Genomic DNA, 16297 nt, shown 5'->3' on the forward strand with positions numbered 1-16297 from the left:
TATATATTAAAATTACTCTTTTAAATTTATTTATAAAGTTATGGTAACATGGCTTCCATCTTTAGAGTGTACATCCACAATTTTTAAGCCTTTGTACTCTCTTAAGATGTCAATAGAACTTGAAAGTTCCTTCCAGTTAATCATATTTACATACTTTTTATCTTTTTCAGATATATGTTTTTGAATAAATGGGGCATCTACAATTGAAATTCCAAATTTTAAAAGTACATTAGGAACAGGTATTGTAAATCCCATTTTGCCTGATTTAATATATATTTTCATAATACATCCTTTCTATTCTATGCTAACTTCTACTAAATCGCCATTTGCACTTTTAACATCTACTATTTTTCCAGAAAGGTTATTATCTATTGCATCTGAAATAAGATTTAAATCTAAATTTTCCATTCCTTTAATATTATCAGTTATTGGTATTTTACCTATAGTTTTTAGCATGGTTTTTATAAACTTAATTGGAAGATTAACATTTACATCGTCTCCATCGTGAGAAGTAACCTTTATTTTAAGCATTTTATTCATAATATCTGCATCATTTGAAGTACTTTGAAAGGTCTCAATGGATTTATTTTTAGGATTAAGTGATTCAATAAGCTGTCCTGCCTTTTCAGAAGTTATTTTACCTTCTTCTACCATTTTTAATATTTTTGATATTTCTTCATTCATTTTAAAATCTCCTTTTTATAATCTTTAAATTTTTTAATATATGTACTTGCTTTTAATTAACATACTATTCATTTAGCATCTTAATTGCTTGATCTGGAGTTATTTCTCCTTTATCCAGCATATCTACTATTTTCTTTTTATCTACTGAAGGTTCCTTTGCTACCTTGTATCCAAGAGCAGTTATAACTTCATCTAATTTTGCTCTTACTGTTGGATAGGAGATGCCAAGCTCCTTTTCAACATCTTTTATATTTCCTCTGTTTTTTAAAAATACCTCTATAAATTTCAGTTGTTCTACTGAAAGATATTCAAACTTTGACATTTCAAAATCATTTTCAATTATAGTATTGCATTTAGAGCATTTTAGTTTTGAAATGAAAAGCTTAGAAGAACAAACAGGGCATTTACTAATAACTTTATATGCCAAATTATCACTTCCTTTCCTGTGTTTATAATATATCACTTTAAATTAAATAAATCAATACTAAAATTAAAAAAATTAATATTAATTTGCTTATAATTTAATATTATTAAGTTTTTTGTTTATATTTTAAAGTTTAAAATTAATATTTTTAAGTTCTGAATTAACATTTTTAATTTGATGTTTTAAGTTTAGGCTGTGTTATAGTTGAGTAAATAATTAAAATATACTAATCTTTAATTATTTGTCCTTGAAAAACCTTATATGGGTCCATTCCTATTCTAAAATTAATATTTAGTTTTTTTATTTTATCAATATCTTCTTTACTTATTTCAAAATCAAATAAGTCTGCATTTTCTTTTATTCTTGATGGACTAGTTGATTTAGGAATAGTAACAATACCCATTTGCAAATCCCATCTTAGTACAATTTGAGAAATTGTTTTTTTATATTTATTTGAGAGCTCTTTTAAAAGTGGAATTTCAAAGACTTTTCCACGCATTAAAGGTGACCAAGCCTCTAATTGAATATTATGTTTTTTACAAAATTCTATTAAATTATTTTGAACAAGATAAGGGTGGAATTCAACTTGGTTTACCATAGGTAGTATTTCGATGCTTTGAAATAATTTTTCTAATTGTTCAGTTGTGAAATTGCTTACACCTATAGCTTTAATATAACCTTCTTTATAGAGCTTTTCTAAAGCTTTCCAGGTTTCTTTACTTAAAGGTTGAGGCCAATGAATTAAATATAAATCAAGATAATTGGTTCCAAGCTTTTTAATAGTAGTTTGAAAAGCCTGAAGAGTTTTTTCATAACCTTGATCTGAGTTCCAGACCTTACTTACTAAAAATATTTCTTCTCTAGAAATTTTGCTTTCTTTTATTGCAATTCCTACACCTTCTTCAGTATTATAGAAAGGAGCTGTGTCTATATGTCTGTATCCAATTTTTAATGCTTCCTTTACCACTTCAACAATACTGTTTTTGTCATCAGCTTTGTAGGTACCAAAGCCAAGCCAGGGCATTTTTACTCCATTGTTCAAAATTGTATAACTTTTAATGTTCTTCACTTTAATCATCCTTTCGAATTTGATAATTGAAATTAACTATATTATAATATATAAATGGTAAAATTAACTTAATATTTGATACTATTTATTAATAAATATATTTTAAATAAAATGAAATGAAAGGAAATTTATATCATATGAAAATGGACAATACAGATATTAAAATTTTAATGGAACTTCAAAAAGATAGCCGTTTATCTATAAGAGAATTATCAAAAAGAATTAATTTATCACCTCCATCTGTAACAGAGAGGATAAGAAAGTTGGAAGACAGTGGAGTGATAGAAGGGTATACTATAAAGATAAATGAGAAAGCTTTGGATATGTCTATACAATGTATAATTCAAATCGATCTTAAAAACAGCAAATTTGATAAGTTCAAAGAATTCATTTATAATCACCCACGCGTAATTTTTTGTTATAGGATAGCAGGACATTCTTGTATACTTGTGAAATTAAGTACTAAATCCATTTTAGAAATTGAAAAGTTTGTTGATGAGGTTTCAACACTAGATGCTACTACATCTACTAATATCATATTTTCAGAAGTCCCTATAAATAAAAGTGTGGGAAAGTTTTTTTCGTTTTTTGAAGATTGAGTATAAGTATGAGAAGTTTTGTATAAAATTTTGTAACACATTTTAAATATAAGCATATTATATAGTTAGTGAAATAATTGTGTTGGAGGATACAGTTGAAGTTTAGTAGTATTGAAGAAGTGGCATTATTTGAACATCAATTTTGGCTTCAGATTTTAGGAGACCATTCTCGTTTTATTTTGAATTCACTTTCTCCAAAGGAAGAAGCTTTTATTCAGCAGGCACAAGAATTTATAAACTTATTTGATAATTTGTTGAAAAAATCTAGAGAGCCATTGTCCAGACCTTATTTCCCTAAGCTTAATCAACAAGCATATAATGCAGCGATAAAAATTAAAAAATTTAAGCTTCATATACTTAGTAAACATATTACAGGTAAAATTGCTATGTCGATGCCGCCTACCTTTATTAATCATATGCTTAACGAGTTAGATGAATATATATTAATTTTAAATGCTTTAATAAGAGGTAAGATAGCTAATGTGGGTGTCATTCATCTTCATATTTTATGGCTTCTTGACGGATCAGGTCATGCTTTAACTATAGCTAGTAATCTTGATAGTACAGAAAAAGAATTAATTAAGAAGAGTAGGGAATATTCTAAGGAGTTTGATAATTTGTACTCAAAGAGCATGGAATACAATGGATATACAAGAACTGGCATTTTTGATTTCCCTGCACTTAGAAAACTTAATTATAATGCAGACAAAATAATGACGTATTTTAAAGATTTTTTAGATGAATTAAAAGAAGAAATAGTAGAAAAAAAAGTACTTGGTACACTTCAGCCTCTAGCAGCTGATCACATGTCAAGAGAAGAGTGTTATTATCTTACAAAGCTTTCAATGTATTCTGATGTAAAAGAACCTAAATGTGATCCTACAAGACCAAGAATACAATATTAGATTTTCAAAATAGAACAAGAATTTGTATAAAGCAGTGTAAAGTTAATACATGGGATTATTAATTTAGAAGTTACTACAAGGTATAGTCTAGCATACCTTGTAGTAACTTTTTTTCTTTAAATATTGTACTAGCTCCAAAGAGAACAAATATAATATACAATTTCATTAATATTATTATTATTAATTAAATGCAAATCACAACAGTTTTTGTAGCTTTTGTATTTTTCATGAAAATGTTCCTTAAGATTATGAATTTCAGCTTTTAAAAGAGTTCTATTATTAAGGACTTCTTCATCTTCTATGATTTTTTCTACAGGTTTATCTATGAAAATTACAACTCCATTTTCTTTTATAGAAAAACATTTTTTTAATGTGTCTACTTCAGTGGAAATTATAGAACATTGTCCACTTGAAGCATTTGGAAGCTTAGATGAAGATTTATCTGCATCTTCATTTGTATCAATAAATTTAAATCCAAGCTTTTTAGACAAAATTTTACCTATAGTAATTTTTTCAGAACCGGGCATACCTATTAAAATTATATTTTTATTTAATTCTCCCATTACAATATCTCTCCTTTATAAATAAATTTTATTTAATTCTTAAGCAGTGAAACGAAATTTATGATTTGGTGTCAGTGGTTTAGTATTAAATATATAATCAAAAACTTCTTGCGCGCTGTAGAGATTTTTAATTATATATTAGATAATTGATGCATTTTACATAAAATTAGGTAAAAAAATAAGGCTCTAATGAGCCTTATTGCGTAAATCAAATTTATAATCTTATACGTATAGAGGTTTCTTATACGAGATAAATTTTGACTTATTAAACTCATTGAAAATTGGAATAAATATTTTTTTGCAGAAAAAATAACCAGCGCTAAAATAAAAGTAACCCCAGCTAAAATAAAAATAATATTTTCCGCTTATTCCCTTTCCAATGATATTTTTCATAATTTTATCCCCCTAAATATTTTTACTATAGATGAATTCTATAGATTATTAGCATAAATTCTATTTATATGTATTATATCATCTACTTTTTTTATGTCAATATAAAATTTCATAATTATCACTAATTTTTAGTACATATATAGTATTAAAATAGATATTAATATGTCCGCTTGCAGATTTTAAGCGTAAAGTCATAATAGTATTATTAAAAACTATACGAGGTTAATACATAGTATATATTTAGCTATAAAGAATAAATATATTATAAAGTGTATTTTTTAAAGGAGTTAAGAATGTTTTATTTTAGTTATCCTGATAATTGTAACGATTTATTTTATGAAAAAGATGTTTTGACTTATAAAAATAGCACTCATAATTATAGAAATTTTAGAAAAGCTATAAATTTGAAAACTCAAAACTTAATGCCTCCTAAATTTAAAATTTCATATCCAGTAATTGAGAATCCAGATTCTAAGAAGAGTATAACAAAAGTTAATAATATAATTGCAGACGAAGTAGATAAACTTTTTGGTATTCAAGTATTACGTCCTGAAGTTATGGATTTTGAAGAGGTACTGGGAACTTATGAAGTAACTTTAAATAGAAACAGTATTTTAAGTATACTTTTTGCTTTATATGTTTATGAAAGAGGAGCAGCTCATGGATTTACTTTATATTCTTCCATAACAGTTAATGTAGAGAATGGTGAAGTTTATAGTTTTAATGACATGTTTAATCCTAAAATGTATTATATTCCTATCCTCAATGAATTAGCACAAAAGTATATTAAAGAAAATAATATTTTACTGATAAATAAGTACAATGGGATAACCAGAGACCAACAATATTACTTAACGAACAATAGTTTAGTATTATATTATCAAGTTTATGAATATACACCTTATGCTTATGGTTTATTTAAAATAGAAATTCCATATAGCAAAATAAGAAATATAATAGGTCCAATGGGCCCTATATCTAAAATATTATATTAATCTATCATTTATAGAAAGGGATGATATGATGAAAACACTTATTGTTTATTATTCCTTAGAAGGTAATACCAGGTTTATTGCAGAGGCTGTAGCAAAATGTGTTAATGGGGATATATTAGAACTTAAACCTGAAAAGGATGTACCAAGTAAAGGTTTTTTAAAATTTGTACTTGGTGGAAAGCAAGTTATTTTTAAAGAATGTCCAAAGTTGAAAACTTTACAAAAAAGTATAGAAGATTATGATATGATTTTTTTAGGTTCTCCTGTATGGGCAGGAACTTTCACACCTGCTTTTAATACGCTTTTTTCTAAAAAGAAAATAGAAAATAAAAAGATAGCATTATTTTGCTGTTATGGTGGTCAAAGTGGAAAAATCTTTGGTAATTTTAGAAATCACTTAACTAAAAGTACAGTAGTAGGGGAAATAGGTTTTAAAGAACCATTAAAAAATGATAAAGAATTAAATAAAAGTAGAGCAGAAAAATGGGCCAAAAATATAATGAATAAATTATAAATCTAATTTTATATAGAAGTATTAATAGTAAAAAACATGTATATTATGAAATGATAATTAAATATTAAAAAATAAAATCAACTGTAAATGAAATTGAAAATTGCTTCATTTACAGTTATTTTCATTTAAAATAGTTCCATTAACATAGGAGTACAATTCTTGATTGTGTTTTGTCAAAGTATATATTGTCAGTAACAAAAACTAATTTAAACGACTAAAGTTCTAAGATATACTAGGCTAAAGTCGTTTAAATTAGAATAGTTGAGAGTGGAAGATTAATACTATTAAATTAACTAAGAGAGTCATTTTCCATAACATATAACTTACCATTTCTAGCTTTTATAAAGTTATGTCCTTTAAATCCTTTTTTTCTAAGTATTTTTCTTATTTCATATAATGCTCCAGCATGACTTACAATTAGAATGTTTTTATCTTTTTGCTGTAATATTTCATCAACTATTTCATTAAGTCTTTTTAAAGTTTTTGTTCTACCTTCAGGTTGTGAAATGTGATTTCTAAACCAAGCAATTCTATTTAGAAATGTCCAAAAATAATAGGGTAGAGGAAGCTTGGTATTTATTCTGGCTGTAAAGGATATTTCTACTAGTTTGTTTGTTATTATTATGTCACCATGATATATAGTTTTTGCAGTGGTAATAGCTCTTTGCATACTACTGCAGTAGCATTTATCCCAGTTCTTATCTATAACTAATTCATTAGGAATAACTCTTGTTTCTTCATATTTATTCATGTACTCATTATACATTTGCGATGACATAAAGGAACTTCTTTTTAAACCTACTTTAAAGTGTCTTACAAGTCCTATTTTCATGTTAATTCCCCATTCTATATAAATATTTCAATTTATATAATTTGCAGAATTAAAAATACTATTCATAATTAACTATTAACTAAAAATATTTAAAGTATAATAAAAGCATAGGATTCTAAATAAAGAACAGAATCCTATGCTTTTTCATCTAAACTATTTAATAAGTTTTTTAGCTTATCTTTTAAATTTGAGGCTTCTTCCATAGAAAGACCTGTACTGCAAAACACTTTTTTAGGTATTTCTAAGGCCTCATCTCGCATATTTAAACCTTTATCGGTTAATTTAATATATACATTTCTTTCATCATGAGTATCTCTTATTCTTTTTAATAATTTCATACTTTCAAGCTTCTTTAATAAAGGCGTAAGGGTGCCAGAATCCAAGTGAAGCTTTTTTCCAAGCTCTTTTACAGTTAAGTTATCCTGCTCCCAAAGTACTAGCAAAGTAATATATTGAGTATAAGTTATACTAAACTTATCAAGAAATGGTTTGTAAATTCGAGTTACTTCTTTAGCACAAGCATATAGTGCAAAACATAATTGGTTATCCAATTTCAATGATTCATAATTCATATATTATCACAACCTTGCAAATTAATAATGATGTAAAATATTTTCTATAATATTTTACATCATTATCAAGAAGTTTACAAATTTAAGTATTCATCTATTTTATCTTTATCAAATCCCACAATTATATTACCATTTATATTTATTGTTGGTATATTTTGTTCCTTTGATATTTCAAGCAATTCCTTCCTTCCAGCTATATCTTTTTCAACATTTATATCTATATAATCTATTCCTTTAGTGTTAAGATAAGCTTTTGCTTTTTTACACCAAGGACAATCAGGCATTGAATACACTTTTACCATAAAATCACCTCATTTTTAAAATTAATACTCATTTTTTATATATTTTTCTGCCATTAATGCGGCTGTTGTTCCATCACTTACAGCGGTTGTCAATTGTCTAAAAGGCTTAGTTCGCACATCACCAGCTGCAAAAACACCTTTTATATTAGTTTCGCAAGTTTCACCTGCTTCAATGTTGCCAGAGCTATTAAGATTCAAATAATCTTTATACAAATCAGTTCTAGGAGCTGTTCCTATATATACAAAGATACCATCTAAGTCTAATTTGTAAGTTTCTTTTTCATTTTCAATAAGAACAGATTCTAATTTATTATCTCCAATTGCATGTTGTATTTTAGAATTCCATAGAATTTCTACTTTTTTATTATAAAATAGTTCCTGTTGATTTTTTTTATCTGCCCGTAGGTAATTTCGTTTATGGATTAATGTTATTTTTTTTGCATATTTAGATAAAAAGTTAGCGGCTTGAAGTGCTGAATTTCCACCACCTACAACTGCAATATGTTTGCCTTCATATAAATGGCCATCGCATAGTTCACAGTAATGAATTCCTTTTCCATGGAATTTTTCTTCTTCAGGTATTGGTAATTCTCTTTTTTTAGCTCCGGCTGCTATTATTACTGCTTTAGGCTTATATATATAGCTTTTAGTTTCAATAACTTTTTCACTATTTGTAAGTTTTACAGATACTATTTTATCAAATTCGTCTATTTCCACACCACAGTTTATAGCTTGATTTTGAATTTTATCAATTAATTCTGATCCACTTATGGAAATAAAGCCAGGATAATTTTCAACTGTATATGCATCTTTTATTTGCCCACCCACTAATTCATCTTCAAGAATTAAAGTTTTAAGTTTAAGTCTTGCTGCATAAATAGCTGCTGTTAGTCCTGCTGGTCCTGAACCTATTATTAAAAGGTCTAATTTTTTTTCTTTTTTAATCATTTTATCACCGGCCTTTTAACTTTTTATAATAGTTTTTCTATTTCAGAAATCATGTCTAAAGGTTCGGTTGTAGGTTCAAATCTACCAACTACATTACCTTCTTTATCTATTAAAAATTTAGTAAAGTTCCATTTTATAGAGTTGCCTATCAAATATTCAGGAAATTGTTCCTTTAAAAAGTTATATAATATTTGTCCGCCTGGGTGGTTTAAGTTTAAGCCTTTAAAAGGAACTTCTTCACTTAAGTATTTAAATAGAGGATGTGCTGAAGAACCTCTTACATCTATTTTTTCAAATAGTGGGAAGGATACCCCGTAGTTAAGCTGACAGAAGTTTTTAACTTCTTTATTATTTCCAGGTTCCTGTCCAGCAAATTGATTGCAAGGGAAGCCTAATATTTCAAGACCTTGCTTATTATATTCATTGTAAAGTTTTTCTAAGTCTGCATATTGAGGTGTAAATCCACATTTGCTTGCAGTATTTGCTATTATTAATACCTTTCCTTTATATTTTTCAAGAGATATTTCCTCTCCATCTATTCCTATAACTTTGTAATCATAAACTGACATAAATTTTTCCTCCTTTTATCCCGATAAATATATTTTATAAAATCATTTAATGTACAATTAAATTGTGTACAACTATTCTGTGATTTAAATTTATCATGAAAATTAAGCTTTGTCAATAGTAATTATTAATAAAATAATTTTGAAAGTGATAAAAAGAAAATATCAACCATTTAATTTTTTTCATATATTGATTATAGAAAAATACTTAAGGAGTGTATTATTACGAGTATAATAAGTAAGATATTATATAAAATTTCAATAGAGGGTGGAGCAGCAGTTAAAAGGAACTTTGACATAGAAACTGAAAATTCCAGGGAAGTAAATGAAAAAGTGTTATTTAAAATATTGAAGTTAAATTATAAAAGTGAAATTGGAATTAAGTTTAATTTTAGGAATATTAAATCCATAGATGATTTTAAAAAACAAGTTCCATTAACGGAATATCTTTATTATGAAGATTATATAGAACGAATGGCAAATGGAGAAAAAAAGGTCTTAATAAGTGACAAGGTTGAATATTTTGGACATACCTCAGGAACTACAGGTAAACAAAAGTTAATTCCTTGTACTAAAAGAAGTAGAAAGATTGCTTCAAAGTATATGGCACTGCTTATTAATAAATATTCTTATGATAATTTTAAAGAAAATTGGAATTATGGAAAAGGATTGATGATAGCTGACATGGTCATGACTACTTATACTAAGGCAGGAATTCCAATATGTTCTGCTACGTCTGGAGGAATGAATGGTATAAAACGCATATTACCTTATTTATATACTTCTCCAATAGAGGTAATGAAAATAAAAGATAGAGAAGCTGCTCTTTACCTTCATTTACTATTTGCACTAAAGGAAGTTGGACTTTTATATATAGGTGGAGTTTTTATTTCTAACATATTAGATTTATTTAGAGTATTAGAAAGTAAACATGAAAGCTTGGTAAGGGACATAAGAAGAGGACGTATAAGTAATAATTTAAATATTGACGAAAGTACTAGGTGCAGCTTAAATAAGCTTCTTTCACCTAATGCAGGTAGAGCTTATCAGTTAGAATGTGAATTTAAAAAAGGCTTTAAGGGGATAAGTAAAAGGATATGGCCTAACTTATTATATATTATAACTGTAACAGGGGCAAATTTTTCTATATATGATGACAAAGTAAATTATTATACGAATTCTCTTAGTATTTATTCTCCAGGCTATGCTGCTACTGAAGCTATGATGGGAATTAATCCTTATGCAAAAAAAATAAGATATATAATTATTCCTGATACTGTTTTTTATGAGTTTATTCCAATTGAAGATGGAAAGGCAAATATCAATCATACCTATCGTTTAGATGAATTAAAAGTAGGAAAAAAATATGAGATAGTGATTACTAATTATGCTGGACTTTATAGATATAGAATTGGGGATGTTATTAAAGTAGTTGATTTTTACAATAACTGTCCGGAAGTTGAATTCTTATATAGAAAAAATCAAGTACTTAATATGGCGGCAGAAAAGACTAATGAAGAACATTTAGCCAATTCTATAAGAAATACCATGGGAAATTTGAGTTTAAACTTAGTGGATTATACCACAATACCTGATAATTCAGTTACGCCTGGAAGGTACATTTTTTATTTTGAATTTAAAGATGTTATTCCAGATTATAAAATTCAGTTAATAGAGAAAACTTTAGACAGTGAACTTAAAAAGTCAAATTCAGCTTATGATAGAGCTAGAAACAATAAAAGATTGGATAAAGTAAAGGTAATACTTTTAAAACCAAATACCTTTAATTTGATAAGAGAAGCTTTATTCAATAAAGGAATATCTAAAAATCAAATTAAAATTCCAAGGGTCATAATTAACAATAAAACTATATTAAATATTGTTAACAAAAATATTTGTAGATAGATTTTTATCTGTATATCCTAAGCAATTTATAATAATTAAATATTTTGATGATATTTTAAAGAATAAATTTGGTAAAATTGCATAATATAAAAGATAGATTAAAAACAGGTAAAACTTTTAATTTAGAAAGTTTACCTTTATTTTTTATGTAAGTTTTGTATTAAATTAAATTTGGTGTTTTATGAAAAAAGTAATGGGTGCACACAAAATAGTGCATATTACAGTGTAAGTAGCATACACTATATATTGAAAAGTATATACTAAATGTTATATAATATATACTATATAGTGATCGGTGAATATTATGTATTGAAATGTTTACATTAAGAGGAGTGCTGTTTTATGGAATGCAAAAAGTATGTATACCTTTTTAATGAAGGAAATGCAAAGATGCAGAATCTGCTTGGTGGAAAAGGTGCCAACATTGCTGAAATGATAAATTTAGGAATACCTGTTCCACAAGGCTTTACGTTGTCTACAGAAGCTTGTACAAAATACTATAAAGATGACAAAAACTTATCTGAAGAAGTAATAATTCAGATATATAAAGCATTATTTAAAGTTGAAGAGTTAACTGGCAAAAAATTTGGAAGTCCACACAATCCACTGATTGTTTCAGTAAGATCTGGAGCTAGAGTTTCCATGCCGGGAATAATGGATACCATATTAAACTTAGGTTTAAATGATGAAACTGTGAAGGCTTTAAGTAATTTAACTAATAATGAAAAATTTGCATACGATACCTATAGAAGATTTATTCAAATGTTTTCTGATATTGTCATGAAAATAGAAAAGATAAAATTTCAGGATATTCTTGATGAAGTAAAAGAAAATAAAAAAATTAAATTTGATAATGATTTAGATTTATATGATTTAAAAGAAATAGTGGAAAAGTACAAAGCTTTATATAGAAAAGAAATAGGAAGGGAATTTCCACAAGACCCTAAAGAACAACTACTAGAAGGAATAAAAGCTGTATTTAGATCCTGGAATAATCAAAGAGCAGTGGCATATAGAAAATTAAATAACATTCCAACAGAATGGGGAACAGCTGTTAACGTTCAAGCAATGGTATTTGGAAATATGGGGGAAACATCAGGAACAGGAGTTGCATTTACAAGAAATCCATGTACTGGAGAAAAGCATATATTTGGGGAATACTTAACAAACGCACAGGGAGAAGATGTGGTGGCTGGAGCAAGAACTCCTCATGAAATATCAAGATTGGAGCAGGAATTACCAGACTGCTATGAAGAGTTTATAAATATATCAGAAAGATTGGAAAGACACTACAAGGATATGCAGGATATAGAGTTTACCATTGAACAGGGAAAACTATATTTTCTTCAAACAAGAAATGGTAAAAGAACAGCTAAAGCTGCACTAAAAATTGCTGTTGATCTGGTAAAAGAAGGTCTTATCTCCAAAGAAAATTCTATGTTAATGGTTGATGATGATCAATTGGAGTCTTTTTTACATCAAAATTTTGATGAAGTAAAATTAAAAAGTACTGAAATTATACCTAAGGTTTTTCCAGCATAGTAGATGCTTAATATAATAATAAGCACATTATGACACAACTTTTTGAGAGGACAATTGACAGAGGACAATGAAGGTGAGTTTTCTTCCTTCACTGTCCTCTGTCAATTGTCCTCTTAAAAAAGTTGTGGTGCAATATTTTTAAACTGAGAAAATTGAGTTATAAGTAAAAAATTTCCTTGACAAATTTTATGAACTGTTTTAATATTATTACGTAATCAAAATATTACGAAGTAAGGAAGAAATGTACTATGATAAATGATGAAGATATTAAAATTGTTGATGCTGCTATACATGAACTTATATATAAAATGATGAGCAGTAAGTTTATGAACGAGTACTCTGATTTAACCAAAGGAATATCAATGGTTGATTTTAGGGTTTTAAGAGTAGTAGCAGAAAATCCGGGAAAACAGATAAAGGACTTATTGAATATATTAAAAATACCTAATAGTACATTGACGAGTGTTATAAATCGTCTTGAAAAGCGTGGAATTTTGAAAAGAGTTATAAGTCCTGAAGATAGACGTTCTTTTAACCTTGAAATTACTGATTTAGGTAAAGATATTCAAGAAGAACATATGAAATTTGACTATGCTGTTGCTAGAAAATATTTAGAAGCAACAGAAAGTGAAGAAGAAAAAAGGTTTCTTATTAAGTTCCTTAAAAAACTAGCAAGTTCTATATAAATAAGAATAGAAGATTTGGCATGAATTCAAATATTTAATTTAAAGATATTTGAATTCGTCCAAATTTTTTTAATAACATATTACGAAGCTCGTAAATTATATGATTCGAAAATTATTACAATCGGAGGTTTTGAAATGAAAGTAAAAGTATATCGATTTGAACCAACAGTAGAAAACAGTGAGCATTATGATTATTTTGATGTTCCAGTAGTTTTTAAAGAAAGGTGGACTGTAATGAATATTCTTGATTATATACAGGAACATTGTGATAGTGGTCTTAGTTACTACAAACATAGTACCTGTGGCCATGGAATTTGTGGAAGATGTACACTTATGGTTAATGGTAAGCCTGTTCTTGCATGCACGCATGTAGTAAAGGATGATAAAGAAATTGTCCTTGAACCTTTAAAAGGAAAAAAGTTAATAAAAGATTTAGTTACTCGATAACTATTAATTTTTCTTTTTTAATTATTAACTAAAAAAAGATGGAGGGAAATAAAATGAGTAATTTAAAAAGTAGTGAAAATCCGGAAGTGAGATATGCAAAGCTTATGGCTGAACTATATTATTTTATGGCACATGAAATGGTTGAAAGAATGGGGAATGAGAATGGAAGTGAAGCAATTTCATCTGCAATAAATAAATTTGGTGAGGCAAGAGTAAAGGCTATGAAGGCTGAAGCAAAGGAAAGAGGATTGGATGAGGATGATATAAAAACATATGCTGCTGTAAGGGATATGCCATCGACAGGATGGAAGCATTCAGATAATAATCCTTTAGAGATTACTTATTGTCCTATGGAGGATATATGGTCACAGTATGGAAAAGCTGGTATGGAGGTAGGACATTTGTATTGTGATATAGACAATATCTTATTTGAAAGTTTTGGGATGAAGTTAGAAAGACCTTATTGTATTGCAAAGGGTGATAAAGTTTGCAAGTTTAATTTAAAAAAGTTATAAGAATAAGGAGATAATTAAGATGAAAATAGATAAGATAATTAATATGGATATATTAGTTGTTGGTGGTTCTGGAGCAGGATCAATGGCAGCTGTAACAGCTGCTGAAAAAGGAGCAAAAGTACTGCTTGCAGTAAAAGGAAAGCTTGGGAAAAGTGGTAATGCCATTATGGCAGGAGCGGGATTTTCAATGGATGGAGAAACTGCATATTATAAATATGGAATCAAGGAAGCAGATCCTAAAAGTACAAAAGAAGACTTATTTAAAGAAATTGTGAAACAGTCTTTTTACCTAAGTGATCAAAACATGGTTGAGCAGTTCGTTAATGATTGTGGTGAATGCTGCTGGAAACTCAAACAGTGGATTGAAAAAGCAGGACATAAGGTTGCATTTTTTGGAGAAGAAGGATATATAACATCAGGTAAAGCTGTTGCAGATGGATGCCGATATGGAGTTTCTGAGGCAGGCAGCATTGATGTTATACAAGATTTTATGGTTGCAGATGTTTTGATGGAAGATGGAAGAGCTGTAGGTGCAGTTGGAATAGATATATATTCAGGAGAGATTATTGAAATTAGATCAAAGTCAGTTATTTTGGCAACTGGAGGATATCAACCTTATTCCTTTAAGTGTACTGTTTCCGATATGACTGGCGATGGCATGGCTATGGCATATCGTGCAGGAGCAAAGCTTGCAGACATGGAATTTTTATTGTATATACCAGGAGTTGCTCTTTCACCATCGGTATATAAAGGTTCAATTTATCCTTTTTTACACTCAAATATGCTTATGCCTATTGTTAAAAATGGTAAGGGTGAATGCATTTTAGACAATATACCAGAAGAATTGATTAAAATGAGCAAAGAAAGTGAAATGGGAAAGCTTATATTTACCTACTATTTTGGAGAAGAAATTGCAAAGGGAAAAGGTACTCCAAAGGGTGGAGTATATTTTGATTACTCAAACGTGCCTTTCGAGACTTATGAAGGATTTCTAAAACAAGTTGAGCCATTAATGAGTATGTGGTATGGAAAAGGATTTTATCAAGGAAATAACCTAGATACTTTCGTTGAAAATATTAAAAAAGGAATTCCATGGGAAGTAGGTCTTGGATGCGAGTACAGCATGGGTGGTATTGAAGTAGATGAAAACATGTATACTGGAGTACCAGGACTTTATGCAGCTGGTGAAACTACAAGTGGTGTGTTTGGAGCTATGAGAGTTGCAGATGGACTTATTGAAATGCTGGTACAGGGATATAGGTCAGCATTATCAGCTTGTGAATATATACAAAATGCAAATGATTCAACTATGAAAAATACAAACATTGATAGTATAATTAAAGACATACTTTTACCTCTTGAAAGAAAAGAAGGAATAAGCCCTATAAAAATACACAGAAGTATAGAAAAAACAGCTGATGCTGGCTTTAATTTTAGAAGAAATGAAGAAGGACTTACAAAAGCTTTAGATGAAGTTTTGAAAATGCAAGATCATGCTATTAACGAAATGAGTACTAAAAGCAAAAATAAGGTTTATAATTATGAATGGCTAGAAGCAATACAATCTCGAAATCTTTTAACTTGTGTAGAAGCAGGTGTAAGAGCTGCTCTTATGAGAAAAGAAAGTAGGGGAACCCACATACGTGATGATTATGAATTTGTAGATAATGATAACTGGCTTTTAAGAATTATGAGTTCAAAAGGTGAAGATGGAAAAATGAAAATGTCTACTAGAAAGCCTAAAGTTACAACAATGGAGCTTATAGAAGGTAAAAATAAGAACATTCCTGATTATATGATTTCAATTTTAAAATAGTAAAATTGATTATTAGAACA

General features: G+C 28.1%; 19 protein-coding genes and 1 pseudogene. 10 read left to right on the forward strand and 10 right to left on the reverse strand.

Going from position 1 to position 16297, the window contains the following annotated elements:
* Positions 1 to 30: 30 nt before the first annotated feature.
* The 4 genes from Ccar_RS05820 to Ccar_RS05835 form a co-directional block, all read right to left on the reverse strand.
* Positions 31 to 282: a hypothetical protein gene (locus Ccar_RS05820; RefSeq protein WP_007059623.1), complete on the reverse strand. Its 252-nt coding sequence runs from the start codon at positions 280 to 282 to the stop codon at positions 31 to 33.
* 12 nt (positions 283 to 294) lie between these two features.
* On the reverse strand, positions 295 to 684 hold the full coding sequence (locus Ccar_RS05825; RefSeq protein WP_007059622.1) for an SHOCT-like domain-containing protein: 390 nt from the start codon (positions 682 to 684) through the stop codon (positions 295 to 297).
* Between the two features lie 64 nt (positions 685 to 748).
* Complete coding sequence (locus Ccar_RS05830) at positions 749 to 1111, reverse strand: DUF2089 domain-containing protein (RefSeq protein ID WP_007059621.1); 363 nt, start codon at positions 1109 to 1111, stop codon at positions 749 to 751.
* A gap of 223 nt (positions 1112 to 1334) precedes the next feature.
* On the reverse strand, positions 1335 to 2177 hold the full coding sequence (locus tag Ccar_RS05835) for an aldo/keto reductase (RefSeq protein WP_035774324.1): 843 nt from the start codon (positions 2175 to 2177) through the stop codon (positions 1335 to 1337).
* Between the two features lie 137 nt (positions 2178 to 2314).
* Here Ccar_RS05835 and Ccar_RS05840 point away from each other — a divergent pair, with 137 nt between their 5' ends.
* Positions 2315 to 2776 carry an Lrp/AsnC family transcriptional regulator gene (locus tag Ccar_RS05840; protein WP_007059619.1) on the forward strand — a complete coding sequence of 154 codons (462 nt, stop codon included), beginning with the start codon at positions 2315 to 2317 and terminating at the stop codon, positions 2774 to 2776.
* Between the two features lie 95 nt (positions 2777 to 2871).
* A complete protein-coding gene (locus Ccar_RS05845; RefSeq protein WP_007059618.1) occupies positions 2872 to 3681 on the forward strand; it encodes a DUF2935 domain-containing protein in 810 nt (269 codons plus the stop codon).
* A gap of 128 nt (positions 3682 to 3809) precedes the next feature.
* Here the strand turns inward: Ccar_RS05845 and Ccar_RS05850 are convergent, their stop codons facing one another.
* The gene (locus Ccar_RS05850; protein ID WP_007059617.1) at positions 3810 to 4244 is read right to left on the reverse strand and encodes a nucleoside/nucleotide kinase family protein; all 435 of its coding nucleotides are present in this window, start codon (positions 4242 to 4244) and stop codon (positions 3810 to 3812) included.
* A 686-nt stretch (positions 4245 to 4930) separates the two neighbouring features.
* On the opposite strand from Ccar_RS05850, the gene Ccar_RS05855 reads away from it, so the two are divergent.
* Positions 4931 to 5632, forward strand: coding sequence for a DUF3298 and DUF4163 domain-containing protein (locus tag Ccar_RS05855; RefSeq protein ID WP_007063706.1), 702 nt, complete (start codon positions 4931 to 4933; stop codon positions 5630 to 5632).
* A gap of 28 nt (positions 5633 to 5660) precedes the next feature.
* Positions 5661 to 6146 (forward strand): flavodoxin family protein, encoded by a 486-nt coding sequence (locus Ccar_RS05860; RefSeq protein WP_035775318.1) that lies wholly within the window; start codon positions 5661 to 5663, stop codon positions 6144 to 6146.
* 289 nt (positions 6147 to 6435) lie between these two features.
* Here Ccar_RS05860 and Ccar_RS05865 read toward each other — a convergent pair whose 3' ends face one another.
* The 5 genes from Ccar_RS05865 to Ccar_RS05885 form a co-directional block, all read right to left on the reverse strand.
* Complete coding sequence (locus Ccar_RS05865) at positions 6436 to 6978, reverse strand: histidine phosphatase family protein (protein ID WP_048029986.1); 543 nt, start codon at positions 6976 to 6978, stop codon at positions 6436 to 6438.
* A 134-nt stretch (positions 6979 to 7112) separates the two neighbouring features.
* The gene (locus Ccar_RS05870; RefSeq protein WP_007063703.1) at positions 7113 to 7550 is read right to left on the reverse strand and encodes a MarR family winged helix-turn-helix transcriptional regulator; all 438 of its coding nucleotides are present in this window, start codon (positions 7548 to 7550) and stop codon (positions 7113 to 7115) included.
* Between the two features lie 74 nt (positions 7551 to 7624).
* A complete protein-coding gene (locus Ccar_RS05875) occupies positions 7625 to 7852 on the reverse strand; it encodes a glutaredoxin domain-containing protein (RefSeq protein WP_007063702.1) in 228 nt (75 codons plus the stop codon).
* A 21-nt stretch (positions 7853 to 7873) separates the two neighbouring features.
* A complete protein-coding gene (locus tag Ccar_RS05880) occupies positions 7874 to 8797 on the reverse strand; it encodes an NAD(P)/FAD-dependent oxidoreductase (RefSeq protein ID WP_035775323.1) in 924 nt (307 codons plus the stop codon).
* Positions 8798 to 8823: 26 nt separating this feature from the next.
* The gene (locus tag Ccar_RS05885) at positions 8824 to 9369 is read right to left on the reverse strand and encodes a glutathione peroxidase (RefSeq protein WP_007063700.1); all 546 of its coding nucleotides are present in this window, start codon (positions 9367 to 9369) and stop codon (positions 8824 to 8826) included.
* 228 nt (positions 9370 to 9597) lie between these two features.
* Here Ccar_RS05885 and Ccar_RS05890 point away from each other — a divergent pair, with 228 nt between their 5' ends.
* The 6 genes and pseudogenes from Ccar_RS05890 (at position 9598) to Ccar_RS05915 (ending at position 16277) form a co-directional block, all read left to right on the forward strand.
* Complete coding sequence (locus Ccar_RS05890) at positions 9598 to 11271, forward strand: GH3 auxin-responsive promoter family protein (RefSeq protein WP_479723112.1); 1674 nt, start codon at positions 9598 to 9600, stop codon at positions 11269 to 11271.
* Positions 11272 to 11613: 342 nt separating this feature from the next.
* A pseudogene (locus Ccar_RS05895) lies at positions 11614 to 12810 on the forward strand (PEP/pyruvate-binding domain-containing protein); the annotation flags it as partial.
* Positions 12811 to 13061: 251 nt separating this feature from the next.
* On the forward strand, positions 13062 to 13499 hold the full coding sequence (locus Ccar_RS05900; RefSeq protein ID WP_007063697.1) for a MarR family winged helix-turn-helix transcriptional regulator: 438 nt from the start codon (positions 13062 to 13064) through the stop codon (positions 13497 to 13499).
* 135 nt (positions 13500 to 13634) lie between these two features.
* The gene (locus tag Ccar_RS05905; RefSeq protein WP_007063696.1) at positions 13635 to 13946 is read left to right on the forward strand and encodes a 2Fe-2S iron-sulfur cluster-binding protein; all 312 of its coding nucleotides are present in this window, start codon (positions 13635 to 13637) and stop codon (positions 13944 to 13946) included.
* A 53-nt stretch (positions 13947 to 13999) separates the two neighbouring features.
* Positions 14000 to 14461, forward strand: a complete 462-nt coding sequence (locus Ccar_RS05910) for an L-2-amino-thiazoline-4-carboxylic acid hydrolase (RefSeq protein ID WP_007063695.1) — start codon at positions 14000 to 14002, stop codon at positions 14459 to 14461.
* 19 nt (positions 14462 to 14480) lie between these two features.
* A complete protein-coding gene (locus tag Ccar_RS05915; protein WP_007063694.1) occupies positions 14481 to 16277 on the forward strand; it encodes an FAD-dependent oxidoreductase in 1797 nt (598 codons plus the stop codon).
* Positions 16278 to 16297: the final 20 nt, after the last annotated feature.

The sequence above is a fragment of the Clostridium carboxidivorans P7 genome (assembly GCF_001038625.1).
GTDB lineage: Bacteria > Bacillota > Clostridia > Clostridiales > Clostridiaceae > Clostridium_AM > Clostridium_AM carboxidivorans.